Genomic DNA, 23,073 nt, shown 5'->3' on the forward strand with positions numbered 1-23,073 from the left:
CGGCGGCCCCGCTGGTGTCAACAATTGGTTCCTGGTAACTACCGTACCGCGCCGATGGGGTTTGATGCGACGCGGCACGTTGTGCTAGACGCGACACGCCGTACAACGGTTGCGATAGTTGTCCCCGCCCGGACACCCCGGACCCGCCCGGTCGTGACACCATGCGCTGGTGCCTCGACCGTTCGTGGCTTATCTCAGGGTGTACGAGCCGCTCTCCTCCTTCGACGCGGCGCTGATCCCGCAGCTCACAGCCGCGGCGTCGGCCGCGCGGCTCGATCTGGGCACCGTCAGTGAGCACGAGCGCGAGATGTGGCTCACCTCACAATTCCCCGTCCGGCGATCTCTCCTGCCGGGTGAACGCCGCGACGGCACCCCGTCGGCCTCCACGGTGCGGGACGTCCTGGTGCTCGACCCCGCCGACGTGCCCAACCCGGGCGGCGTGACGGTCGGCCCGGGCCCGCTCATCTGCCCGCTGGACGTGCGGGCCCGCTCGGCCGCCGCACTGGCCGGCTTCGTCACCAGCGCCTCGCCCGCCCTGCTGGCCGAGAGCGTGCCCGTGTCCGTCGACCGGGTCCGCGCGAAGGCCCTGGAGGTGCTCGGCGGCACCGAGAGCCACGAGCACGGCGTCCACATCGTCTCGACCACCTGGACCGTGCCGCTGCCGTGGTTCTGCCTCGTCGACCCGGCCACGCGCCGCGTCGTGGTCTCGACCAGGAACGCCGCCGAGCGGCAGGTCTCCTGGCGGGTGGCCATGGCCGACGCCCGCCGTCGCGCGGCACGGGCGCACTCGCTGGCCACGCGCACGTTCGGCGAGGAGGGACCGTCGAAGGTCCTGCACGACACCGGCCGCTGGCTCGAGCAGTTCCACCCGCACTCGGCCGTCGAGCTCGACTACGGCGGCCTCGTGCAGCTGCTGGACGACGAGCAACTGGTCAACGACAGCTCCGCCGAGGACGTCAACGCCATCGTCGAGGCCATCGAAGCGGGAGATGCCGCCGAGATGGCGGCGCGCTTCGACAAGCTGCGGGACTTCTGGGGCCAGCTCGCGGTGCGCGAGCGGTTCAACTAGTCGACCTCGCGCTCGGCGGCGAGCAGCTCGTCCACCGACGCGGCCCCTTCGCGGTAGCGGGCGCCGATCTCGTCGTTGAGCCGGTCCACGACCTGCTGCACCTCGCGCCGCCGCTGCGACACGGACGCTTCCTCGTCGGTGTACGTGCGCAGCGCCAGCTCGAGCCGCTCGTCGGGCAGCGACGCGACGTCGGTCAGGTCCGCGTCGGACACCAGCGCCTCGACGTGCCTGCGGTGCGCTTCCGCGCGCGAGGGCTCCAGGTTCTGGTAGCGCCCCGAGCCGGTGGCCGGACCGACAGCGTTGTCAGCCAGGATGTGGGCCAGCTGGTCCACCACCGACTGCGACCCGGGTGTGGCCCGGCGCTTCTGCTCCGCCTTGACGATGTCGATCCGCCCGTGCAGGAGCCGCCGCAGGTAGGAGAGGTCGGTCTCCTCCTGCGCGGCGTCGTCACGCCTGCTGCGCACCTCCGACAGCGGCAGTTCGCCCAGATCCGCCAGGTACTCCGGGGAGAGCACCCGGTCGATCCGGCGTCGGCCGCCCGGACGGACTTCGATCACGGGGTCATCCTCCGGTACTCCTCGCCGGAGCGCTAGCCGCAGTCCGGGGGGTGACATTCACACCCAGCAGCTCGCGGGCCTCGTCCGGCGTCATCGGCGGCCGTTGCCCGATCCGCGCCAGCCCGGCGGCGCGGGCCACCAGCTGCGCGTTGTCCTTGACCCGCTCACCGCGGGCGTAGCTGATCGTGTCCTCCATGCCGACGCGCAGGTGCCCGCCCGCCGCCAGCGCGGCGAACATGACCGGCAACGACGTGCGGCCGATGCCGGTGGCGGAGAAGCTCGCGCCCTCGGGCAGCAGTCGCAGCGCCGCGACCAGGGTCTCCGCGTCGCCCGGCATCCCGCCGGGCACCCCCATCACCAGGTCGACGTGCACGTGCCCGCCCGCGGGCAGGCCGTGCTGGTCGAGCAGCCGGTGCAGGGTGGCGAGCTGGCCGAGGTCGAAGATCTCGTACTCGGGGACGATCCCGCGCTCCTGCATCCGCTTGTGCAGTTCGACGATGAACTCCCAGCGGTTCATGAACACGTCGTCGCCGAAGTTGACCGTGCCCATCGTGCAGGACGCGGAGTCCGGCAGGGCGTCCAGCACGGCCAGGCGGTCGGCTTCCGGGTCGGTGACCGCGCCACCGCTGGAGAGCTGAACGATGAGCGACGTCTGCTCGCGCAGCGCGGCGACCGTGTCGCGCAGGCGTTGCTGGTCGAGCGTGGGCTTGGCGTCCGCGCCGCGGATGTGCACGTGGATCATGCTCGCGCCGACGCGTTCGCAGTCCCGCGCCGTGCTGACCAGCTCCTCCAGCGTGACCGGGAGGTTCGGCACGTCGGCCTTGGCGTGCTCGGCGCCCGTGGGCGCGACCGTGATCAACGTTGCGGGCATACCACGAATAGTGGCAGATCAGCCGTGCAGGCCGCGGGCCGCCTCTCGGCCGAGCCCGGGCGTGTCCGGCGGAACGGAGTCGGGATCGATCGACGCCTGCACCTGCCGGTCCTCGGCGCCGGCCAGCAGTTCGGTGTCCGGCGTGACCGACCGCTTGACCAGCGCGAGCGCGATCGACCCCAGCTCGTGGTGCTGCGCGACCGTGCCGACCCGGCCGACCACGCGGTCCCCCACGCGCACCGGGTCGCCGGTCTCGGGCAGCACCTCCGGCACACCGTCGAGGTGCAGCAACAGCATCCGCCGCGGCGGGCGGCCGATGTTGTGCACCTTGGCCACGGTTTCCTGCCCGCGGTAGCAGCCCTTGGCCACGTGCGCGGCGCTGTCGACCCAGTTGACCTCGTGCGGGATGGTCCGCTCGTCGGTGTCCAGCCCGACGCGCGGGCGCAGCGACTCGACCCGCAACGCCTCGAAGCCCCAGCTGCCCATCGGCCGGGCCCCCGCGCCGGTGAGGCGGGTCCACCAAGCCGTCGCCTCGTCGCGGGGAACCAGCAGGTCGACGGCGTTCTTGCCCGGCCACGGCATCCGCCGCACCAGCACCTCGTCGCCGAGCACCTGGTAGTCCTCGGTGGGCGATGGGAGGCCGGCCTTCGCGAGCACCTCCGGGACTTGCGGGCCGATGAGGCTGAGCACCGCGCGCTCGCTCGTCGCGTCCCGCGGCTCGACCTTCGACCAGAAGACCATCGACTCGAAGTACGCCAGCAGCGACTGCTTGTCCCCGCGTGCCCCGGTCGCCTGCGCGCCGGGCTCGGTGTCCAGCCAGACCGTGCCGCCCGCGTGGGCGAGCACCATGTGCGCGTCGATGCGGCCCTGGCTGTCCAGCACCAGCGCCTCGGTGCCCATGGCGTCGGGCAGCGCGCTGACGTGCTGGGAGATCATCAGGTGCAGCCAGTTCAGCCGGTCCTCGCCCGGCACGGCGATCAGCTCGCGGTGCGACCGGTCGACGACCACCGCGGCCCGTGCGGCGGCGCGCTGCTCGGCGAAGGGGTCGCCGAAGTGCCACGGCAGGGCCGCGTCGACCGTGCCTTCGGGAGCGGGGATGGCGCCGGGCGGGTTCAGGGTCACGGACGTTCCTTCAGGCAGTCGCGGCAGAGACCGGACAGGGCGAGGTGGCTGGCATCCAGTTGGAACCCGTTGCGCTCGCGCAGTGTTCCGGCGAGGTCGGCCATCAGCTCGCACGGCACCTCGTCCACCCGCCCGCACCGGTGGCACACCAGGTGCACGTGCCGATGCGACTCGATGGAGTAGGTGGGCGCGCCGTGGCCGAGGTGGGTGTGCCGGACCAGCCCGAGGTCGTCGAGGAGTTCCAGGGTCCGGTAGATCGTGGTGATGTTGACCGTCGGGGTGGTCCGCTGCACGTGGGCGCAGATCTGCTCCGGGGTGGCGTGGCCGAGGTCGAGCAGCGCGTCGAGCACCAGCTGGCGCTGCGGGGTCATCCGCATGCCCCGCTCGTGCAGGGTCTCCTTCAGCTCCGCGCGCGCCGACTTCTCCACCCAAGCAATCCTACGAGCCGCGGGATCGCGGTGGTGTCGAGCGCGGCCGCCCCGACCACGACGGCACTCAGCCACCCCGCGGCCGGGCTCGGCGCCACCTTGAGGGCGATCCCGCCGGAGCGCGGAGCGCGACCATCGAACACTGCTGAGTACCCTCATCGACATGCACGTTCTTGCTCTGCTCGACGGCACGCTGGCCGACCCCACCGTCCCGCTGCTGCGGGTGGACGACCTGGGCGTGATGCGCGGCGACGGCATCTTCGAAACGATCCTCGTGGTCGACGGCAAGCCCCGTGAGCTGGGCCCGCACCTGGACCGCCTGGCCCGCTCCGCGGCGATGATGGACCTGCCGGCGCCCGACCGCGCGGCTTGGGAGCGCGCGTGCCAGGTCGTGCTGGACAATTGGACCGGCCGCCCCGAGCACGTGCTCAAGCTCGTCATGACCCGCGGTGTCGAAGGCACCGGCACGCCGACCGAGTTCGCGCTCGGCATGGAGATCGCGCCGGCCGTGCTGCGCCAGCGCGCCGAGGGCATCGCCGCCGTGACGCTGGAGCGCGGCTTCGGCCCGGACGTGGCCGAGCGGGCGCCGTGGCTGCTGCTGGGCGCGAAGTCGTTGTCCTACGCGGTGAACATGGCCGCCGTCCGCGAGGCGGCCCGCCGTGGCGCGGACGACGTGGTGTTCCTGGCCTCGGACGGCACCGTGCTGGAGGGGCCGACGTCCACGGTCGTCGCCGTGCACGAGGGCGTCCTGCGCACGCCGCCGTCGACCCTGGGGATCCTGCCGGGCACCACGCAGCACGCGCTCTTCCGCGCGGCCGAGCGCACCGGTCGCAACGTCAAGGTCGAGCCGCTGACCGTCCCGGACCTGCACGCGGCCGATGGCGTGTTCCTGTGCTCGAGCGTCCGCACGGTCACCCGCGTGCACACCCTCGACGGCACTCGGTTGACCGACTCGTCGGACCTGCACCGCGAGATGGTCGAGCTCTACCAGTCCGAATATCAGCGCTGAATGGTCGCGCTCGGCGCTCCGGCTTGATCGTGCGGGAGCTTTTCGCCGCCGTTGTTCGTTGAGCGGGTTATGCCTGTCCTGATCCTGGTGCTCGCGGCCCTGGCCGTGGAGATCACCGTCATGGTGCTGGTCGGCAGCGCGATCGGGGTGCTGCCGACCATCCTGCTGCTGATCGCCGCCACGGTGCTCGGTGGCTGGCTGCTGCGCCGGGAGGGCGCCCGCACGCTCACCGCGTTCCGCGACGCCGTGCTCGCGCGCAGGCCACCCCACAAGGAGCTGGCCGACGGCGTGCTGATCGCCGCGGCCGCCATGCTGATCGCGCTGCCCGGCTTCGTCAGCGACGTGGTCGCGATCTTCCTGCTCTTCCCGCCGACGCGGGCGATCGTCCGCCGTCGTTGGGTCCGGCGGGCCGAAGCGCGCCAGCAGACGATGTTCGTCGACGGCGAGGTCGTCGACTCGACGCCGGACGACGCCGAACCGCGGCCCTACATCGTCATCCCCGAGGCGCGTCGAGAGCCCTGAGCAGGTACCGCGCCTCGGCCCCCGGGAAGTGCGTGCGCACTTCCCGCGCGGTCACCCGTGGCGCGTCGGTCCGCGCGATCCGCACCAGCACCGGTGGCTCGCGCAACGCCAGGTAGGCCGCCAGCTTGTGGTGCCCGTCGAGCACGAACCCGCTGAAGGGCGAGTCGTCCGCGCGCAGGGCCAGCACGACCGGCCGCTGCCCGTGCGCGATCAGTTTCCGGTACCGCGCAACGGTTCCCCAGTCGGTGACCGGCCACGCCTGCGTGGGCACCAAGTAGTCCAGTTCCCACGGGTAGTCGGACCCGAACTCGCCCGGCGCCGCCGAGGCGACGAACCAGCGCTCGGCGGTGATCGGTTCGGGCCCGCTCAGCGTGTAGGTGCCGTCGGCCAACAGGTCGAGCACCGGTCGCAGGTCGTCGGCCAGCCCGTTCGCCGTGTAGCCGACCGTGGTGAATTCCCCAAGCGCGGCAAGGGCTTCCGGGCGCGGCGGAGTGGTCTTCGCGCGGGCCCAGAGCCGGCCGATGCTGCCCGCGCAGTCGTCGCCGTCGAGCGCGGCGGGCGCGCCGCCCAGGTAGAGCACCGAGGCCGCGCCACCCCGGACGTCGACCACGCCGGCACCACCCCTGACGGTCGCGACCTCCATCACTCCACCGGGCCGAAGTGCAGTTCGGTGCCCGGCCGCGCCTGCGCCAGCACGGGCAGGGCGTCGGCGGGCACGACGCCGATCACCGGGTAGCCGCCGGTGGTGGGGTGATCGGCCAGGAAGATCACCGGCAGCCCGCCCGCGGGCACCTGGATGGCGCCGGTGAGCATGCCTTCGCTCGCGAGTTCCCCCTCCGCGCGGTCCAACGCGGTGCCCTCCAGCCGCAGTCCGACCCGGTTGCTCGACGCCGACACCGTCCACCGACCGGCCGACAGCTGTGCGGCGGCGTCGTCGAACCAGTCGTCACGCGGGCCGAGCACCACCGGTATCCGCAGCGCGGGCCGCACATGAGTGGGCGCGATCGCGTCGGCGGCTTCGGGCAGGCCGACCCGGTCGCCGACCGGAAGCACCGTGCCCTCGGTGAGCGGCGCGGGCCCGATGCCGGACAACACGTCGGTGGCCCGCGATCCCAGTTCGGCGGGCACCGTGATCCCGCCGGAGACCGCCACGTAGTTGCGCAACCCGCGGTCCGGCGCGGTCAGCGCCAGCTCGTCGCCCGCGCCGAGGTGGACCGGCCGGTGGGTGTCCGCGCAGCGTCCGCCCACGGTCACCACGACCGGCGGGCCGGTGACCGCGACCGTGCAGGAGGCCTCGGCACGCAGCCGGAGCCCGCCGAGCAACACCTCGATGCCCGCGAACGACTCGGGGTTGCCGACCAAGCGGTTGGCCAGCTTCAGCGCGGGCGGGTCCAGCGCGCCCGACGGCGGCACGCCCAGGTGCGCGTTGCCCGGCCGGCCGAGGTCCTGCACCAAGGCTTGCGGACCCGTGGCCAGCACCGTCAACGCCCGGCTCATCGCGCACCCGCGCCGGTTTCGCGCTTCGCCTCGCGTAGCCCAGCCCCCACCCGTCCCGGGGGGCGCCCCGAAACCAGTCTATCGGGTTTGAGCTGCGCAAACGGGGCGCGGCCGGATCTGTGGACAACTGGTCGCCTGTGGAAAACCGAGGTGGTGGGAAGGTTCACCGCGCACGCTCGAATCGCACGTGGTCGCCCGGCGCCAGCAGCGCGGCTGGGTCGCGCCGGGAGTCGAACAACGCCTCGCTGTCCGGCGCCAGCGTTCCGATCAGCCGCCAGCCGCCCGGCGACTCGCGTGGGTAGGCCGCGGTGAACTCGCCGGCCACGCCGACCGATCCGGCAGGCACCTTCGTGCGCGGGTCGTCGAGCCGTGGCTGGTGCAACGGCGCGGGCAGCCCGCTCAGGTACCCGAAGCCGGGCGCGAACCCGCAGAACGCCACCGTGTACTCGGCGCCGGTGTGCAGGTCGACGACCTCGTCGGTCGACAGGTCCGCTGTCGCGGCGACCAGGTCGAGGTCCGGCCCGCGGTAGTCGACGCGCAGCACCACCTGCCGCGTCTCCCGGTCGTCGAGGTCGCTGGTGTCGGCGGCTGCCAAGACGGCCCGCAACTGCGCGGGCACGCCCGTGCCGGGCGCGAACGCGGCGAGGACGCTGCGGGCGGCGGGCACGAGTTCGACCAGGCCGGGCAGCTCGGCCCGGCGCAACGCGGCCCGGACCGGGCCCACCGCGGCGAGGTCGGCGACCTCGATCAGCACCGCGTCCGGCCCGCACCGCCGCAACCGCACAGGGTCAACCCACGATGCGGTGCAGCAGCGCGGAGGTGTGCGGCTGCAGTTCCTGGCCCACCATGGCGCGCTCCTCGACGTATGCGAGGTCGCCGTTGTTCACCAGGCCGTAGAGGCGCTTGGCGGCCTGGACGTCCTTGGCGCTCTCGGTGCGCACCACGGCGTCGGTCTGGAACTCCCAGGACGTCTGGGTGCGTGGCGAGCCGTAGAAGATCTCCATGACGCCGGTGGCGTGCGTGAGCAGCACCTCGACGGTGTCGTCGGCGCGCGGGCGCCACCAGCCGACCTCGCGGGCGGCCGGACGGATCACGTTGCCGTCGTCGTCGAGCAGCCAGGCGCGTGCCTCGTAGTACAGGAACGCGCGGCCGTCGTGGGCGAACGTGACCTGCTGGCCGAACTTGCGCGGCTCGATGGTCGGGTAGACCACCTCGCCCTGGCCACGCCACACGCCGACCAGCGGCAGCAGGGCCAGGCAGGCGTCGTCGAGGTTCGGGCCTTGGCGCAGGTTCGCCGTGTCACCGGGGATCGGCATGTCGTCGAACTGCGGCAGGTTGCGGCCCCGGGTGCTCTCGGCCCGCTCGGCCGCCGCGCGCAACGCGGCGTCACCGCTGCCCGGCACGGGGTTCTGGTCGTCTTGTTCCGTCATCGCTGCCCCGGGTAGAGCCGGTGGACCGCGGCGACGGCGAACCAGACCGCGGCCACCGCGAGCACGATCAGACCGACCGTGAAGAACAGTTCCACTCGGGCAGGATAACCAGCGGGATCCAGCCGGATGAGGGGACGTCGGTGACATGGCGCAGTGGGCGGTCTTGATCGAGCAGAACACCCGGGTCGGCGACCACGACTCGTGGGTGGTGGACGAGGGGCACAAGGTGGCGGACCGGGAAACCGGGCTCGAACTGGTGGAAGAGTTGATGCTCAGCCACCACCCGGGCCGGTTCATGACCGACGAGGTCGGACGGTCGGTGTTCAAGGTGTCCGACTCGGAGTGGCTGGTCGTGGTGGAGGGGCGCTGGCGGGAGAAGGCCAGCTTCCGGCTGACCCTCGCCGAGCACGTCGGCGACTTCACCGCCCCGAGGCCCCTCTGAGCACATCCGTGCCGTCCCGGTCGCCCGGTCCCGCACCGTGATGCACGAAAGCGGGACCCCGCAAGGGGTCCCGCTTTCGTGGAAACGAACTCAGCCGACGGTGATCGGCACCTGGTGCACGCCCGGGCCGGGCGCGGTCACCGAAGCCTCGCCGTTGCCCGTGCGGTGCAGCGCGCGCACCGTCCAGTCGCCGGGCGCGGCGAAGAAGCGGAAGTCGCCGTCGGCGGACGAGACGACCTCGGCGGTGAACTCGCCGGTCGAGTCGAGCAGGCGCACGTACGCACCGCCGACCGGCGCGTCACCGGCGAGGACCCGGCCCTGGAGCACGGTCTCCTTCTCGGTGTCCACGCTCGCGGGCAGCGCGCCGCCCTGTTCGGGTGCGGCACAGGAATCGGTCATGGGAACCCCTCCTTCAGGCGCCGGTCTCGACCGGCACGCCGACCAGCGAGCCGTACTCGGTCCAGGAACCGTCGTAGTTCTTCACGTCGGAGTAGCCGAGCAGCTCGTGCAGGGCGAACCAGGTGTGCGACGAGCGCTCACCGATGCGGCAGTACGCAATGGTCGCCTTGCCCTCGTCGAGACCCGCGCCCTTGTACAGCTCGCGGAGCTCGTCGTCGCTGCGGAACGTGCCGTCCTCGTTGGCCGCCTTGCTCCACGGCACGTTGAGCGCGGTCGGGATGTGCCCGGCCCGCTGCGCCTGCTCCTGCGGCAGGTGCGCCGGCGCGAGGAGCTTGCCGGAGAACTCGTCGGGCGAGCGGACGTCCACGAGGTTCTTGGCGTTGATGGCCTCGACGACCTCGTCGCGGAACGCGCGGATGGCGAGGTCCTGCTCCTGCGCGGTGTAGGTCGTCTCCTCGCGGGTGACGGCGTCGGTCGAGAGCGGGCGGCCGTCGAGCTCCCACTTCTTGCGGCCGCCGTCGAGCAGCTTGACCGCGTCGTGGCCGTAGAGCTTGAAGTACCAGTACGCGTACGCGGCGAACCAGTTGTTGTTGCCGCCGTAGAGGATCACGGTGTCCTCGTTGGCGATTCCCTTGGCGGACAACAGCTTCTCGAAGCCGGCGCGGTCGACGAAGTCGCGGCGCACCGGGTCCTGGAGCTCGGTCTTCCAGTCGATCTTCACCGCGCCGGGGATGTGGCCGGTGTCGTAGGCGCTGGTGTCCTCGTCCACCTCGACGAAGACCACGCCCGGGGCCTCCAGGTTCTCTTCGGCCCACTGGGCCGACACGAGCACGGATTCGCGGCTCATCGAGTGATTCTCCCTTTGTCTTTGCGGGTTATCGGTTGCTTGGCGCCAGCCGCTGCAGGAGCAGGTAGCTCTCGCAGCCCAGGCAGAATCCGAACGCGGCGTTGAGCAGGGCGGCGACCAGCGCGAACGCGGTCGCGACCAGGCCGAGGGCGGGGATGGCGAGGACGAAGCCCGCGGTGCCGATCACGGCGAAGCCGAAGCCGACGGCCTGGGCGAAACGCAGTGGTGCGGCGTCCTCGCGTTCGTCGGTCGGCCCGAGGCGGGGCGCCACGAGCTTGCGGTAGAGGACCGAGTAGGGCGCCTGCTTGAGCCCGACGAACGCGCCGATGCCGAACACCACGGCCTGCGCGGCGAGCAGCGGCCACCAGCCGGTGGCCAGCACGACCGCCAGCACGGCGGTGGTCAGCCAGGCCGCGAACCGCGGTCCGCGCGGATCTACCGGTGCGCCTTCGAACATGGGGGTGCCTTCCTGCGTCGGGACCTGGGAGTCCTGCGACCGGGGGCGGCGGTGTTCGCGCTCAGACCCCGGTCATGACGAGGGCCGACACAAGCTCGAGTGCACGCGGCAGAGGTCCACCGCGCGGCGCTTGGTCAGCAAGGTGTGCACGGGCCCGAGTTTACGCAGGTTCTCTGGGCCTGAGATAAATGTCCGGACTATGAGATACCCGTGGTCAAAGCCCGTTCAGCGCAGGTGGGGACGCAGGTTCTGGAGCAGTTCGTCGCGCTCGGGCACGCCGCCGACCCGCAGGAGCTCGGTGCCGTCCGCGCCGACCGCGAGCGTGGTCGGGGTGGACAGCACGGACACCTGCTTGGCCAGCTCCGGCTGGTCGGTCAAGTCGATCTCGGCGTAGGCGATGCCGTCGGTGTGCTCGGCGAGCTCACGCAGGACCGGCCGGGTGTACTTGCAGTTCGCGCAGAACTGTGTGGTGAACATGACCAGCGTGACGTCGCCGTCCAGCACGGCGAGCACCTCGGCCGGCAGTGCGGCGGAGTCCTTCGCCACGCGCACCTTGCCATTGCGGGCGCGAAGCACCAGCCCGGCCGCGATCGCGACGACGACCGCGGCGGCCAGCACCCACAGCCCGGTACTCATCCCTTCGACAAGGTGATGTTGTCGGCCTCACCCTGCACCGCGAGCGCGCCGTCCTCGACGAACACCCCGGTCGGGCGCACCTTGAACGGCAGGACGCCGGGGTCGACGGTGACCGCGAACCGGCTGAGGATCTGCTGCTGGATGCTGCCCGCGATCGGGCCGTTGAGCACGGAGTTGCGCACGTCCACGCTCTTCGGCACGACGGTCATCTTGCCGCCGTCGCCGAGCTGGATCTGGCCGCTGACGCAGATGTCGGTGTCCTGACCGGCGAACGCGACCGTGCCGCAGAGCTTCACGCCCGCGCTCTTGCCCGGCCGGTCGGCGCTGGCGCTGGAACCTTCGACCGGCTCGATGGTCAGGTCGCTCACCGCGCCGAGGCCGGGCACGTCCTTGGCCTGCACCGCGCGGTTCAGGTCGGCGGCCTTCACCTTCACCTGGCCGGTCACGTGGTCGACGGTGATCGAGCCACCGCCCCCGCCGATCAGGTCGAACAGCTTGGGCGCGTGCACGCCGGTCAGGTCGGCGTGGATGGCGAGGTCCTGCAGGGTGTCCTGCACCGGCACGCCGTCGGCGTCGACGGTCACGTGGTCGTAGTCGCCGGAGAGCGCCTGGGTCAGGAACGGGAAGCCGTGCACGGTCACCGACGGGTCGTCGGTGAGGTCCAGCTGCTCGCGGGCCTTCTTGGACACCTGGTACTCGAAGATCGCGGCCGCGCCGAAGTCGGCGGCGATCAGCAGCGCGAGCAGGATCACCAGCGGGATCACGAGCCTGCGGATGATCTTCGATCGTGTGCTGCGCTGCGGCCTGCCGGTACGCATCGCGCCTGCCACGCCGACCCCACCTGTCACCGTCATGCCGCCCGTTCCGCTCCGTTCGCCTTCGCCGCGAGCCACTCACCCAGCTGGTCGACCAACTCCGGTGTCATGGCCGTTTCCGCGTGCCGCATACCTGGACGCAGCCACAGCTCTGCGGTTGCCCCGGCTGCCGCGTGGAGAACCATCGCGTGCTCGGCCGGGAGGTAATGATCCTCGGCGCCGTGCACCAGCAGCAGCGGGGTCGGGCCGATGCGCTCGACCACCTCGACCGGGCTGGCCGGCAAGCCCCGCTGCAAGGGCCGGGCGAGCCGAACCCTCACTGTACGCAGCAGCGCGCGACCCTGGGGACGCTCCGCCAACCAGTACAAGGTGCGCATCGCCCTGGTCTGCCGGACCCACCAGCGGCTCGGCGAACTCACCGACACCACGGCGTCGGGCCGGTCTTCGCCGGTGGCGCTCGCCGCCTGCAGCAGTGCGACCGTGCCGCCCATCGAGAACCCGAGCCCATCGAACCTGGGCGTGCCGACCGGGCCGGGCCCGACCGCGCGGGCCAGCCGCACGGCAGCGGTCAGGTCGTGCACCTCGTCGGGGCCCGCCGTACAGCGCCCGCCGGAGCGGCCGTGGCCGCGGAAATCGAAAGCGATCACCGTGTGCCGCAAGGCAAGGCGCCGTAACACACGATTCACAAATGATTTCGAGACGTGGTTGGTGAATCCGTGACCGACGACAATCGCCACCTCGGCGGGGGATTTACCTGGCTGTAACACCACCCCGTGCAGCCGCACGTCATCATCGGTACGGCAGGTCACGCGTGTGACGTGCCCGGCACGAGCAGGACATTTGCGCGGCACTTTCGTTATTCTCCTCGCAACCTCGTCGCAGTTGCAGAGAGGCGGTACCGGCGCATGAGCCTTGATCTTCTCCTCCTTACCGCGGACCCGCGGCCGGGCTCGGTGCTGCCCTCGTTGATGTTGCTGCCGCACAGCGTGCGGACGCAGGCACCCGAGGTCACCGCGCTGCTGGAGTCGGGCAACCGCGACGCCGTGCTGGTCGACGCGCGCCTCGACCTCGCCGCCGCGAAGAGCCTCTGCCGCCTGCTCAAGAGCGGCGGGGACGACGTGCCGGTGATCGCCGTGGTGAACGAGGGCGGCCTCGTCGCGGTCACCGCGGAGTGGCGTGTCGACGAGATCCTGCTGCCCACCGCGGGCCCCGCCGAGCTCGACGCGCGGCTGCGGCTGCTCACCTCGCGCAACCCCGCCGGTCCGGCCGGCGTGGACGGCGCGCTGCGCCTGGGCGAGCTGGTGATCGACGAGGCGACCTACATGGCGCGGCTGCGCGGCCGCCCGCTCGACCTGACCTACAAGGAGTTCGAGCTGCTCAAGTACCTCGCGCAGCACGCGGGCCGGGTGTTCACCCGCGCCCAGCTGCTGCAGGAGGTCTGGGGCTACGACTTCTTCGGCGGCACGCGCACCGTGGACGTACACGTCCGGCGGCTGCGCGCGAAGCTCGGCACCGAGCACGAGCAGCTGATCGGCACCGTGCGCAACGTCGGTTACAAGTTCGTTCAGCCGGCCAAGCAGCGCACGCACGGCGACAACCGCGGCGACGACAGGGCTGACCACCGCAGCCTGGCGGGATCACGACGGGACTGACCGGCCGGCGCGGGTAGCGTTTGACGCATGTCGCTGCGCTGGACCGACTCGCCTGATCCGGATCGACTGGGCGCGTTGCTCGCGGCTGTGCGCGCCGCGGACGGCCAGCCCGACGGCACCGGCACCGAGCTGCTGCGCGAGTACCAGGGCGGCGAGCACCTCGAACTCCTCGCCGGCGACACCCTCGTTGGGTACGCGCACGTCGCGCCTGACGGTGACGCGTTCGGCAACGCCGTCGTCGAACTGCTCGTGCACCCCGAGCACCGGCGGGCCGGGCACGGCGGCGAGCTGGTCTCGGCCGTGCTCGAGCACATCGACGGCCCGGCCCGGTTCTGGTCGCATGCCAACCACCCCGCCGCCGCGGCGCTCGCCACCCGCTTCGGCCTGCGCAAGGTGCGTGAGCTGCTGAAGATGCGCGCGGAGGTCCAGGACTGGCCCGAGCCCAAGTGGCCCGAAGGCGTCCACGTGCGGACGTTCCGGCCGGGCGCCGACGAGGCCGGCATGGTCGCCGTCAACGCCCGCGCGTTCGACTGGCACCCGGAGCAGGGCCGGCTCACGGTGTCCGACGTGGTGGCGACGGAGCGTGAGGCCTGGTTCGACCCCGAGGGCTTCTTCCTCGCCGTGGACGACCAGGACGAACCGGTCGGTTTCCACTGGACCAAGATCCACCCGGACGGCGTCGGCGAGGTCTACGTCGTCGGGGTCGACCCGGCCGCGCAGGGCGGCGGCCTGGGCCGGGCGCTGACCGCCGTGGGGCTGCGGCACCTGCGGGCGGCCGGGGCCCCGGCCGTCATCCTCTACGTGGAGTCGGACAACAAGGCCGCGTTGCGGTTGTATCGCGCTTTGGGGTTCGTCGAGGAGAGCGTGGGCGTCCAGTACGCCACGTCCGGGTGACCATCGAGTCGCGATCGTCACAGTCCGTGCATGTTCACCCTGCGTTCATCTGGACAGGGTCGACTGTCAACCGTGCCTGCCTACCGTCCCGGTCGAGCGGCGAATGACGCCCGCGACCCTTGGTGGAGGACTACGTGAAGATCAACCGGCACGCATCCGTGCTCGGGGCTGTGCTCGCGGCGGGCGCGTTGGTGCTCAGCGCGTGCGGCAGTGACAACAACACGGCCGGCGGCTCGACCAGCGGCGCCGGCGCACCGGCACCGACCGGCACGGCCCAGGTCGACTGCGGCGGCAAGAAGGCTCTGACGGCGGAAGGCTCCACGGCCCAGAAGGGCGCCATGGAAGCCTTCATCGCGGCCTACGGGCAGAAGTGCCAGGGCTACCAGCTCGCCTACAACCCGACCGGCTCGGGCAACGGCGTCAAGAACTTCACCGGTGGCCAGGTCGACTTCGGCGGCTCGGACTCGGCGCTGAAGAAGGACAAGGGCGAGGTCGACGCGGCCGCCAAGCGCTGCAAGGGCAACCCGGCCTGGAACCTGCCGCTGGTGTTCGGTCCCGTCGCGATCGTCTACAACAACAAGGACGCGCAGGAGCTGACCCTCACCGGTGAGCTGGCGGCCAAGATCTTCAGCGGCGCGATCACCGACTGGAGCGACCCGGCCATCGCCGCGGCCAACGGCGGCAAGGCCCTGCCGGCCAAGAAGATCACCGTGGTCTTCCGCGCCGACGAGTCCGGCACCACCGACAACTTCCAGAAGTACCTGTCCGCCGCCGGCAAGGGCGCGTGGACCAAGGACGCGGGCAAGAAGTTCAACGGTGGCGTCGGCCAGGGCGCGCAGGGCTCGGCCGGGGTCGCCGACGCCGTCGCCGCCGGTGACGGCGCGATCGCCTACGCCGAGTGGTCCTACGCCCAGGACAAGAACCTGGCGATGGCCAAGATCGACAGCGGCTCCGGCCCGGTCGAGCTGAACGCCCAGACCGCGGGCGTCGCGATCCAGAGCGCCAAGGTCAAGGGCACAGGCAACGACCTTGAGCTCGACCTCAAGTCCCTCTACTCGAGCAACACCCCGGGGGCCTACCCGCTGGTGCTGGCGACCTACGAGATCGTCTGCTCGAAGGGCTACGACGCCGACACCGCCAAGGCGGTCAAGGCCTTCCTGACCGTCGCCGCGACCGACGCCCAGGGCCAGCTGCAGGAGGCCGGTTACGTGCCGCTGCCCAACCAGTTCCAGAGCAAGCTGCTGACCGCCATCCAGGCGATCAGCTGAGACAATCGTGAGTGACCGAAGCTCACTGCGCCGCCCCGCGACCACCGCGACCAGCGGTGGTCCGCGGGGCGGTGGGGTTACCGACGACGAGCAGTTCGCGGAGGCTCCCATTCCGTCACCGCCCTCCCAGTCCGCCGCCAAGCACGGCCGGCTGGGCGACCGCGTCTTCGCCGGCTTCGCCACCGGTGCCGGCGTGTTCATGGTCGTGCTCATCGCCGCGATCGGGATCTTCCTGCTCATCCAGGCGATCCCGCCGCTCGCCGACAACAAGGCGAGCTTCCTGTTCAGCCGCACCTGGAACGCCGACCCGGCGGACCTGAACTTCGGCGTGCTGGACCTGCTGCTGGTGACGGTGTTCAGCTCGGTCTTCGCGTTGGTCATCGCGATGCCGGTCTCGCTGGGCATCGCGCTGTTCCTGACCCAGTACGCACCGCGGCGGGCCGCCCGGCCGCTGGCCTACCTCGTCGACCTGCTCGCGGCGGTGCCCTCGATCATCTACGGCCTCTGGGGTCTCGAGGTGCTCGCGCCCGCGCTCTCGGGCTTTTCCGTGTGGCTCAACGAGAACCTCGGCTGGATCCCGATCTTCGCCGACGGCAACGTGAGCGCGCAGATCGGCCAGACCATCTTCGTCGCGGGCATCGTGCTCGCGGTCATGCTGCTGCCGATCATCACGGCGGTCAGCCGCGAGGTGTTCGACCGCACGCCGACCCCGCACCTCGAAGGCGCGATCGCGCTCGGCGCGACCAAGTGGGAAGTCATCCGCACCACGGTGCTGCCGTTCGGTCGCCCGGGCTACATCAGCGCGTCGATGCTCGGCCTTGGCCGCGCGCTCGGCGAGACCATCGCGCTGCTGATCATCCTGTCCACGACCACGCAGTTCTTCGGCTGGAGCCTGTTCGACGGCGGCGACACCATCGCGTCGAAGATCGCCCGCGCGTCCGCGGAGTTCAACGACCCGAAGGCCGCAGGCGCCTACGTCGCGGCGGGCCTGGTCCTGTTCGCGCTCACCTTCGTGGTCAACGCCGCCGCGCGGGCCATCGTCGCCGGCCACAAGGAGTACGAGTGATGACCACGGCGACGACGGACCTCGACCGGCCGGCGACGCCACCGGCCTTCCAGGAGATCAGCCCGGGCCGCAAGTTCCGCAACCGGCTGGCCACCGTGCTCGTGACGGGCGCGTTCCTGGTGGCCATGGTGCCGCTGGTCTGGGTGATCTGGACGGTGCTCGCGAAGGGCCTGCACCGGGTGCTGAACGCCGACTGGTGGCAGAAGTCCTTCGGTGGCCTGACCTCCCGCAACCCCGGCGGCGGGGTCTACCACGCGATCTACGGCACGCTGCTGCAAGGCCTGCTGTGCGCGGTCATCGCGGTCCCGATCGCGATCATGGTCGCGGTCTACCTGGTGGAGTACGGCCGCCGCTCGCGGCTGGCGAAGGCGGTGACGTTCACCGTCGACATCCTCTCCGGTGTCCCGTCGATCGTGGCGGCGCTGTTCCTCTACGCGTTGTGGGTCACCACCCTGGGCCTGCCGCGCAGCGCCTTCGCGGTGTCGCTGGCGTTGGTGCTGCTGATGATCCCGGTGGTGGTCCGGACCACCGAGGAACTGCTCAAGATCGTCCCGGACGAACTGCGCGAGGCCTCCTACGCGCTGGGCATCCCGAAGTGGAAGACGATCGTCAAGATCGTCCTGCCGACCGCGATGTCCGGCATCATCACCGGCGTCATGCTGGCGCTCGCCCGCGTCATGGGCGAGACCGCGCCGGTGCTGGTCCTGGTGGGCTACAACCAGTTCATCAACTACGACCCGTTCCAGGGCAACATGGCGTCGCTGCCGCTGCTGATGAACTCCGAGCGGCTCACCACCAACGCCATCGGTGAGGCCCGCGTCTGGGGCGCGGCCGTCACGCTGGTGCTGATCATCACCGTGTTCAACCTGCTCGGTTCGCTGCTGTCGCGGCTGACCGCCATCAAGACGAAGTGAGTGGCATGGCCAAGCGCATCGACATCAAGGACCTGAACCTCTTCTACGGCAGCTTCCACGCCGTGGACGGGGTGACCCTGGCCGTGCCGCCGCGCAACGTGACGGCGTTCATCGGCCCGTCCGGTTGCGGCAAGTCGACCGTGCTGCGTTCGCTGAACCGCATGCACGAGGTGATCCCCGGGGCCCGCGCCGAGGGCCAGGTGCTGCTCGACGGCGAGGACATCTACTCCGCCGCGGTCGACCCGGTGTCGGTGCGGCGCACCATCGGCATGGTGTTCCAGCGGCCCAACCCGTTCCCCACCATGTCCATCCGGGACAACGTGGTCGCGGGCCTGCGGCTGGCCGGCGTGCGCGACCGCAAGCGCCTCGACGAGGTCGCCGAGCGCGCGCTGCGTGGCGCCAACCTGTGGGCCGAGGTCAAGGACCGCCTCGGCAAGCCCGGCGGTGGCCTCTCCGGTGGTCAGCAGCAGCGCCTGTGCATCGCCCGCGCCATCGCCGTGCAACCCGACGTGCTGCTGATGGACGAGCCGTGCTCCGCGCTCGACCCGATCTCCACCCTCGCCATCGAGGACCTGATCGGCGAGTTGAAGAAGGACTACACGATCGTCATCGTCACCCACAACATGCAGCAGGCGGCCCGGGTGAGCGACCAGACGGCGTTCTTCAACCTGGCGGGCGTCGGCCAGCCGGGCAAGCTCATCGAGGTCGACGACACCGAGAAGATCTTCTCCAACCCCAGCACCAAGGCCACCGAGGACTACATCTCGGGCCGATTCGGCTGACGAGGCCTCTTCACGGAACCGCTCGGCGACGATCCACGTCGTAGTACCGTATGGGCGGATTCTGCTCACGTAGGAGGCCGTAGCTGTGTTGGTGGACCCAGGTGGCGGCAGCGTCACGCCGGCCAACATCAAAGCCAGCATGGACCAGTTCGCCCAGTCCGCGGCGAGCGGCGGTTTCACCGTCAATGAAACCGGTGGTCAGGCGCTCATCGCGGCGATCGACAAACTGCTGGACTGGATCGACGGCTCCGGCACCGATCTGGTCTATCTGGCCCAGAGCCCGAAGCTCGGTGGCAGCCACGGCGGCAAAGCCATCTCGCCGTTCGCGCAGAAGGTCGCCACCGACCAGCAGGGCTTCCTGACTGTCTTGCAGCAACTGCAGGAGTCGCTGACGACGGCCAAGCAGGGCATCAAGACGGCCATGAAGAACTACCAGGAGACGGACGCCACCGGCAGGGGCAAGTTCATCCAGGCCTGAGGCGGCGGGGAAACCACAGGGGTGTTGGGGAGAACGTGAAGCGTTCGGTTGTGATGGCAGGGGTGCTCGCGCTGGTTGCCGCGGGTGCCCTGGCGTGCTCGGACGAGACGGCCGGTACCCCGAGCGCGGCCAGCACGAGCCAGTCACAAACGCCCCCGAGCAGTGCGACGGTGCCGCCGTTTCCGGTGACCACCACCCCGTCGACCGAGCCATCCGGCGGCCAAGGCGGCTCGCTCGCCGGCAGCGACCCTTGCACCTTGTCGGCTCAAGCCGCAGCGCAGGTTGACGCCGGTACCGGCACCCCGTCGACTCTTGGCGACGCCCGTGTGTGCGGTTACCAGGCCAATGGCGTCACCCTGAAGGTAGGGATCTTCGATGCCCTGGGTCTCGATGACATCGTGAGCGCCGAGCAGCCGACCAAGACACAGGTCGGCAGCCACCAGGCCAGGAAGTGGCTGTCGCCGCCGAGTCTATGTGTGATCAGCCTCGGCGTCGGCGATGCCTCGCGGGTCGATGTCATGGCCGGGGCCCGGGGTGACCAGACGAAGGCTTGTCAGGTGGCGACGCAGGCGGCGACGGCGCTGGAGCCGTCGCTGCCGAAGTAAGGGACCAGGGAGGGCAGCCAATGGTTCACCGGACCCACAACGGGCCGCCGAGTCAGGCGTCGGTCGACGCGTCGAACCCGGACAGCCCCGGGTACGACCCGTCGAGCCCGAACTACAACCCGAACATCGACTACTCGAGTTCGAGCTACACCCCGACCCAGGACCCGAACTCCAGCCTCTACGTCGACACCAAGAACCAGGCCGAAACCGGCAATCAGCTGCAGGACCAGGCCAACCAGCAGGCCCAGGCGCAGGCCGACCAGACCTACGGCGACGTCCCGCTGATCGGCAACCTGCTCGCCAACCTCATCGCGCACGCGAACGGCCAGGCCAACTACCGCAAGGACCTCAACAGCCAGGCCAACCGGCTGGCCGCAGGCCTCGACACCCGCACGCCGCCCGCCATCCCGAACAGCAACTACAAGGCCGTCCCTCACCCCGACCTCAAGACGATGGTCGACGAAGGCGCCGACCCCAAGATGGTCGGCGAGATGAGCGAGTACTGGGGCAACGCCGGCAACCAGCTCGTCCAGTTCCAGCAGGACATGGCCAGCGCGATCAACAACAGCCAGGCCGACTGGCAGGGCCAGGCCGCCGACTCGGCGCGCAAGTTCATCGCGGACACGGCCAACTGGGTCGGCACCGCCGGTCAGAGCTCGCAGCTCGCGGGCACACAGATGGCGACCTACTCCGCGTCGCTGAGCACGGCGCAGTCGACCATGCCCGACCCGGTGCCGTACGACGCGGCCGCGGCCGCCAACGAGCTCAACACCATCCAGGACCCCACGCAGTACTACCAGCGCAAGGCCGTCCTGGACGCCCAGCGCACCGAGAGCATGGCGGCGCACGACCAGGCCGCCGAGGTGATGACCACCTACGACAACTCGCTGTCCGGCGCGAGCACCATGCCGGCGTTCGGGCCGCCGCCGAAGATGGGTGGCGCCGACGGCACCGGGGACGGCGCGGGTGGCGACGGCAACGGCGCCAAGCAGCTGCAAGGGGTCATCAACGGCCCGTCCGGCACCGGCCAGAACGGCACCTACCAGGGCATCGACCAGCCGAACGGCGGCAAGCCCAACACGATCCCGAACGACCCGACCGACGGTGGCCGGACCAACCCGGGCGCGGGCGACGGCAACGACACCGGGGGCAACGGCACCGGTGAGCCGCCGGTCGTCACCGACCCCGGCGGCACGAGCGGCCAGGGCTACCCCGGTGGCCCGGGCGGCGGGCCGGGCACCGGTCCTGGCGGTCCTGGCGGTCCTGGCGGACCGGGAACAGGTCCGGGCACCGGGCCCGGCACGGGCACCGGACCGGGTGGGCCGGGCGGCATGGGTCCCTACGGCGGCATGCCCTTCGGTGGTGGCCCCGGCGGCAGCGGCTATGGCGACACGGCCCGCGGCGGGTCCGCCTACGGCCGGGGCGGCGCGGGTGGTCTCGGTGGCGCCGGTGGCGCGGGCGAGGGTTCGTCCGGCATGTCCGGTCGCGGCGGAGCCGGCGCGGGCGCGGGTGCGCTGGCCGCCAACGAGTCCGCCTACGGCGGTCGTGGCGGAGCCGCGGGCCGCGGTGGTGTGGGGGCCGGTGGCCTCGGTGCGGGCGGCCGGCGCGGCGAGGGCGAGGAGGACGGCGAGCACCAGACTCCCGGCTACCTGGTCGAACCGGATCCGGACGACGTGTTCGGCTCCGACGAGATGACGGCGCCCCCGGTCATCGGTGGCTGATGGACGACGGCGAGACCTTCACCCTCTCGTTCGCCGAGGTCGACCTGCTGTCGGAGGCGATGGGGCTCGACTGCCGCGCGTACCCGTTCACCATCCCCAGCGTCGGCGCGACGCTGGAGGAGCGGGTCGAGCTGGCCAAGACGATGTTCGACGGGCTGCGCGCCCGGCGCCTGGCCCAGCGTGACCGGCTCAACGTCGAGGTCGCCGACGCGCTGCGGTTGCTCGCCGGTGCGAAGGTTTCCATTGCGGTGTCAGGGATCCAGAACGGCGAGCTGTTGCTGGCGCGGGTGTGTGGGCACGGGCGGCACGCGGTGGTCGTCCTGCAGGACGGGGACGCGCTGCGGTTCGAGCAGATCCGGCCCACGTCGCTGGCCATGTCGGCGGTGCGGTTGCTGCCGCGGATGGGCCCTGGTCCGGGCCAGTCGGTCACCCTGGCGGAACGCTCGCAGGTGCGGGACGCCCTGGACTGGGAGCCCGGCGGCTTCGTCGAGCCGAACCGGGCCGCGCGCACTGGGGATGCGGCGCAACTCGTTGTGGCGCAAGGGATTCTGCAGCGGCCGCGGGATGCGACCGGGTCGTTCACGGTGACCGGGCGCGGGCGGATGAACCGGCCGATCGAGGCCGGTGAGGTCAGCTGGTTCGACACCGACGTGGGCCGGTACCTGTCGCGGCGCAAGCGTGGGCTGGATGGGGTGTACTACATCACCTGGTCGCCGGCTGATCGGAGTCGGCTGGAGCAGGTGATCGGTGAACTGGTCGACGAGGTCCTCGACTAAAGGCGTTGGTGGCCAACCGATCGCAACCTCGGGCTCGATTGTTCAGTGCGGTGTGGCTGGATGGCCGAGTCGGTCTGCCAAGCGCAAAATGCTTTGTTCCCAACGGCTTTGCCGTTGATCGTCAGAGTTCCTCGTCGCCCGAGCCGGGCATGCGGCCGGTCACGACGAACACGACGCGCTTGGCCACCGACACCGCGTGGTCGGCGAAGCGCTCGTAGAACCGGCCCAGCAGGGTCACGTCCACCGCGGACGCCACACCGTGCGGCCAGTCCTTGTCCATGATCACCGTGAACAGGTGCCGGTGCAGGTCGTCCATCTCGTCGTCGGCGTCTTCCAGGGCGCGGGCCTGGTCGATGTCCTTGGTGTGGATGACCTGCTCGGCCTGGTGCGCGAGCTTCAGCGCGACCCGGCCCATCTCGGCGAAGTACGGCTTGACCGGCTCGGGCAGCACCGGCTGCGGGTGCCGTCGGCGCGCGGCCTTGGCCACGTGCAACGCGAGGTCGCCCATCCGCTCCAGGCTCTCCGCCGCGTGGATGGCCGCGAGCACCGTGCGCAGGTCGGTGGCCACCGGCGCCTGCAACGCGAGCAGCGCGTACGCCTGCTCCTCGCACACCGACCGGGCTTCGTCGACCTTCGCGTCGTCGCTGATCACCTGTTCGGCGATGGCGAGGTCCGCATCGAGCAACGCCTTGGTCGCGAGCTCCATCGCATCGGCGACCATGCCGCACATGCCGGCCAGGTGGTCGGCGAGTTGGTTGAGCTGCTCGTGGTAGGCCTCACGCATGGAGCAAGCCTACGGGCCTCGACCAAGATCTA

Annotated in this window: 30 protein-coding genes; 14 read left to right on the forward strand and 16 right to left on the reverse strand. The window is 71.0% G+C overall.

Annotated features, from left to right (window positions below):
• Positions 1-169 precede the first annotated feature (169 nt).
• On the forward strand, positions 170-1,069 hold the full coding sequence (locus EV186_RS06825; protein ID WP_133848174.1) for a DUF8083 family protein: 900 nt from the start codon (positions 170-172) through the stop codon (positions 1,067-1,069).
• On the opposite strand, the gene EV186_RS06830 is transcribed toward EV186_RS06825, so the two are convergent.
• From EV186_RS06830 to EV186_RS06845, 4 genes are read right to left on the reverse strand one after another with little or no spacing between them, the layout of a single operon-like run.
• The gene (locus tag EV186_RS06830; protein WP_133848175.1) at positions 1,066-1,626 is read right to left on the reverse strand and encodes an RsiG family protein; all 561 of its coding nucleotides are present in this window, start codon (positions 1,624-1,626) and stop codon (positions 1,066-1,068) included. The genes EV186_RS06825 and EV186_RS06830 overlap by 4 nt on opposite strands.
• A 4-nt stretch (positions 1,627-1,630) precedes the next feature.
• On the reverse strand, positions 1,631-2,497 hold the full coding sequence (locus tag EV186_RS06835) for a beta-keto acid cleavage family enzyme (protein WP_133848176.1): 867 nt from the start codon (positions 2,495-2,497) through the stop codon (positions 1,631-1,633).
• Positions 2,498-2,515: 18 nt separating this feature from the next.
• Positions 2,516-3,619 (reverse strand): CAF17-like 4Fe-4S cluster assembly/insertion protein YgfZ, encoded by a 1,104-nt coding sequence (ygfZ, locus tag EV186_RS06840; protein ID WP_208115489.1) that lies wholly within the window; start codon positions 3,617-3,619, stop codon positions 2,516-2,518.
• Entirely contained in the window at positions 3,616-3,996 is a 381-nt protein-coding gene (locus EV186_RS06845) for a Fur family transcriptional regulator (RefSeq protein ID WP_133848826.1), read from the reverse strand. The genes ygfZ and EV186_RS06845 overlap by 4 nt, the downstream gene beginning before the upstream one ends.
• A 214-nt stretch (positions 3,997-4,210) precedes the next feature.
• Between EV186_RS06845 and EV186_RS06850 the strand changes: the two genes are divergently transcribed.
• The gene (locus tag EV186_RS06850) at positions 4,211-5,056 is read left to right on the forward strand and encodes an aminodeoxychorismate lyase (protein WP_133848177.1); all 846 of its coding nucleotides are present in this window, start codon (positions 4,211-4,213) and stop codon (positions 5,054-5,056) included.
• Between the two features lie 69 nt (positions 5,057-5,125).
• Positions 5,126-5,578, forward strand: a complete 453-nt coding sequence (locus EV186_RS06855) for an FxsA family protein (RefSeq protein ID WP_133848178.1) — start codon at positions 5,126-5,128, stop codon at positions 5,576-5,578.
• Here EV186_RS06855 and EV186_RS06860 read toward each other — a convergent pair.
• The 4 genes from EV186_RS06860 to EV186_RS06875 all read right to left on the reverse strand — a co-directional run bounded on the left by EV186_RS06860 (position 5,550) and on the right by EV186_RS06875 (position 8,505).
• Positions 5,550-6,221, reverse strand: a complete 672-nt coding sequence (locus EV186_RS06860) for a hypothetical protein (RefSeq protein ID WP_133848179.1) — start codon at positions 6,219-6,221, stop codon at positions 5,550-5,552. The two genes, EV186_RS06855 and EV186_RS06860, sit on opposite strands and share 29 nt — an antisense overlap.
• Positions 6,221-7,075 (reverse strand): 5-oxoprolinase subunit C family protein, encoded by an 855-nt coding sequence (locus EV186_RS06865; protein ID WP_133848180.1) that lies wholly within the window; start codon positions 7,073-7,075, stop codon positions 6,221-6,223. The genes EV186_RS06860 and EV186_RS06865 overlap by 1 nt, the downstream gene beginning before the upstream one ends.
• Before the next feature lie 163 nt (positions 7,076-7,238).
• Complete coding sequence (locus EV186_RS06870) at positions 7,239-7,859, reverse strand: 5-oxoprolinase subunit B family protein (protein WP_133848181.1); 621 nt, start codon at positions 7,857-7,859, stop codon at positions 7,239-7,241.
• A gap of 4 nt (positions 7,860-7,863) precedes the next feature.
• On the reverse strand, positions 7,864-8,505 hold the full coding sequence (locus EV186_RS06875; protein WP_133848182.1) for a heme-binding beta-barrel domain-containing protein: 642 nt from the start codon (positions 8,503-8,505) through the stop codon (positions 7,864-7,866).
• 145 nt (positions 8,506-8,650) lie between these two features.
• Between EV186_RS06875 and EV186_RS06880 the strand changes: the two genes are divergently transcribed.
• Complete coding sequence (locus tag EV186_RS06880) at positions 8,651-8,947, forward strand: hypothetical protein (RefSeq protein ID WP_133848183.1); 297 nt, start codon at positions 8,651-8,653, stop codon at positions 8,945-8,947.
• A 90-nt stretch (positions 8,948-9,037) separates the two neighbouring features.
• On the opposite strand, the gene EV186_RS06885 is transcribed toward EV186_RS06880, so the two are convergent.
• The 7 genes from EV186_RS06885 to EV186_RS06910 all read right to left on the reverse strand — a co-directional run bounded on the left by EV186_RS06885 (position 9,038) and on the right by EV186_RS06910 (position 12,886).
• The gene (locus EV186_RS06885; protein ID WP_133848184.1) at positions 9,038-9,346 is read right to left on the reverse strand and encodes a DUF1416 domain-containing protein; all 309 of its coding nucleotides are present in this window, start codon (positions 9,344-9,346) and stop codon (positions 9,038-9,040) included.
• A gap of 13 nt (positions 9,347-9,359) precedes the next feature.
• A complete protein-coding gene (locus EV186_RS06890) occupies positions 9,360-10,193 on the reverse strand; it encodes a sulfurtransferase (protein WP_133848185.1) in 834 nt (277 codons plus the stop codon).
• Between the two features lie 28 nt (positions 10,194-10,221).
• Positions 10,222-10,650, reverse strand: a complete 429-nt coding sequence (locus tag EV186_RS06895) for a DUF4395 domain-containing protein (RefSeq protein ID WP_133848186.1) — start codon at positions 10,648-10,650, stop codon at positions 10,222-10,224.
• Between the two features lie 72 nt (positions 10,651-10,722).
• A complete protein-coding gene (locus tag EV186_RS40750) occupies positions 10,723-10,800 on the reverse strand; it encodes an Ms5788A family Cys-rich leader peptide (RefSeq protein ID WP_424982386.1) in 78 nt (25 codons plus the stop codon).
• A gap of 75 nt (positions 10,801-10,875) precedes the next feature.
• Positions 10,876-11,286 (reverse strand): TlpA family protein disulfide reductase, encoded by a 411-nt coding sequence (locus EV186_RS06900; protein ID WP_133848187.1) that lies wholly within the window; start codon positions 11,284-11,286, stop codon positions 10,876-10,878.
• Positions 11,283-12,140 (reverse strand): LmeA family phospholipid-binding protein, encoded by an 858-nt coding sequence (locus EV186_RS06905; protein WP_133848188.1) that lies wholly within the window; start codon positions 12,138-12,140, stop codon positions 11,283-11,285. The genes EV186_RS06900 and EV186_RS06905 overlap by 4 nt, the downstream gene beginning before the upstream one ends.
• Positions 12,137-12,886 carry an alpha/beta hydrolase family protein gene (locus tag EV186_RS06910; protein WP_243753852.1) on the reverse strand — a complete coding sequence of 250 codons (750 nt, stop codon included), beginning with the start codon at positions 12,884-12,886 and terminating at the stop codon, positions 12,137-12,139. Before EV186_RS06910 ends, EV186_RS06905 begins: the two co-directional genes overlap by 4 nt.
• A 120-nt stretch (positions 12,887-13,006) precedes the next feature.
• Here EV186_RS06910 and EV186_RS06915 point away from each other — a divergent pair, with 120 nt between their 5' ends.
• The 10 genes from EV186_RS06915 (at position 13,007) to EV186_RS06965 (ending at position 22,257) form a co-directional block, all read left to right on the forward strand.
• Positions 13,007-13,753, forward strand: a complete 747-nt coding sequence (locus EV186_RS06915; RefSeq protein WP_133848189.1) for a winged helix-turn-helix transcriptional regulator — start codon at positions 13,007-13,009, stop codon at positions 13,751-13,753.
• A 27-nt stretch (positions 13,754-13,780) separates the two neighbouring features.
• Positions 13,781-14,647, forward strand: a complete 867-nt coding sequence (mshD, locus tag EV186_RS06920) for a mycothiol synthase (protein WP_133848190.1) — start codon at positions 13,781-13,783, stop codon at positions 14,645-14,647.
• A gap of 134 nt (positions 14,648-14,781) precedes the next feature.
• Positions 14,782-15,915, forward strand: a complete 1,134-nt coding sequence (gene pstS / locus EV186_RS06925; RefSeq protein WP_133848191.1) for a phosphate ABC transporter substrate-binding protein PstS — start codon at positions 14,782-14,784, stop codon at positions 15,913-15,915.
• Between the two features lie 109 nt (positions 15,916-16,024).
• Entirely contained in the window at positions 16,025-16,981 is a 957-nt protein-coding gene (gene pstC / locus EV186_RS06930; RefSeq protein ID WP_279538286.1) for a phosphate ABC transporter permease subunit PstC, read from the forward strand.
• Positions 16,981-17,895 carry a phosphate ABC transporter permease PstA gene (pstA, locus tag EV186_RS06935; RefSeq protein ID WP_133848193.1) on the forward strand — a complete coding sequence of 305 codons (915 nt, stop codon included), beginning with the start codon at positions 16,981-16,983 and terminating at the stop codon, positions 17,893-17,895. The genes pstC and pstA overlap by 1 nt, the downstream gene beginning before the upstream one ends.
• Before the next feature lie 5 nt (positions 17,896-17,900).
• Positions 17,901-18,677 carry a phosphate ABC transporter ATP-binding protein PstB gene (pstB, locus tag EV186_RS06940; RefSeq protein WP_133848194.1) on the forward strand — a complete coding sequence of 259 codons (777 nt, stop codon included), beginning with the start codon at positions 17,901-17,903 and terminating at the stop codon, positions 18,675-18,677.
• Positions 18,678-18,762: 85 nt separating this feature from the next.
• Positions 18,763-19,155 carry a hypothetical protein gene (locus EV186_RS06945; RefSeq protein ID WP_133848195.1) on the forward strand — a complete coding sequence of 131 codons (393 nt, stop codon included), beginning with the start codon at positions 18,763-18,765 and terminating at the stop codon, positions 19,153-19,155.
• 35 nt (positions 19,156-19,190) lie between these two features.
• Positions 19,191-19,760: a DUF3558 family protein gene (locus EV186_RS06950; RefSeq protein ID WP_133848196.1), complete on the forward strand. Its 570-nt coding sequence runs from the start codon at positions 19,191-19,193 to the stop codon at positions 19,758-19,760.
• Positions 19,761-19,780: 20 nt separating this feature from the next.
• Positions 19,781-21,481: a PPE domain-containing protein gene (locus EV186_RS38760; protein ID WP_166659042.1), complete on the forward strand. Its 1,701-nt coding sequence runs from the start codon at positions 19,781-19,783 to the stop codon at positions 21,479-21,481.
• On the forward strand, positions 21,481-22,257 hold the full coding sequence (locus EV186_RS06965; protein WP_133848197.1) for an ESX secretion-associated protein EspG: 777 nt from the start codon (positions 21,481-21,483) through the stop codon (positions 22,255-22,257). The genes EV186_RS38760 and EV186_RS06965 overlap by 1 nt, the downstream gene beginning before the upstream one ends.
• A 121-nt stretch (positions 22,258-22,378) precedes the next feature.
• Here the strand turns inward: EV186_RS06965 and phoU are convergent, their stop codons facing one another.
• The gene (phoU, locus tag EV186_RS06970; RefSeq protein WP_133848198.1) at positions 22,379-23,041 is read right to left on the reverse strand and encodes a phosphate signaling complex protein PhoU; all 663 of its coding nucleotides are present in this window, start codon (positions 23,039-23,041) and stop codon (positions 22,379-22,381) included.
• Between the last annotated feature and the right edge of the window lie 32 nt (positions 23,042-23,073).

Source organism: Labedaea rhizosphaerae (assembly GCF_004362825.1).
Lineage (GTDB): Bacteria > Actinomycetota > Actinomycetes > Mycobacteriales > Pseudonocardiaceae > Labedaea > Labedaea rhizosphaerae.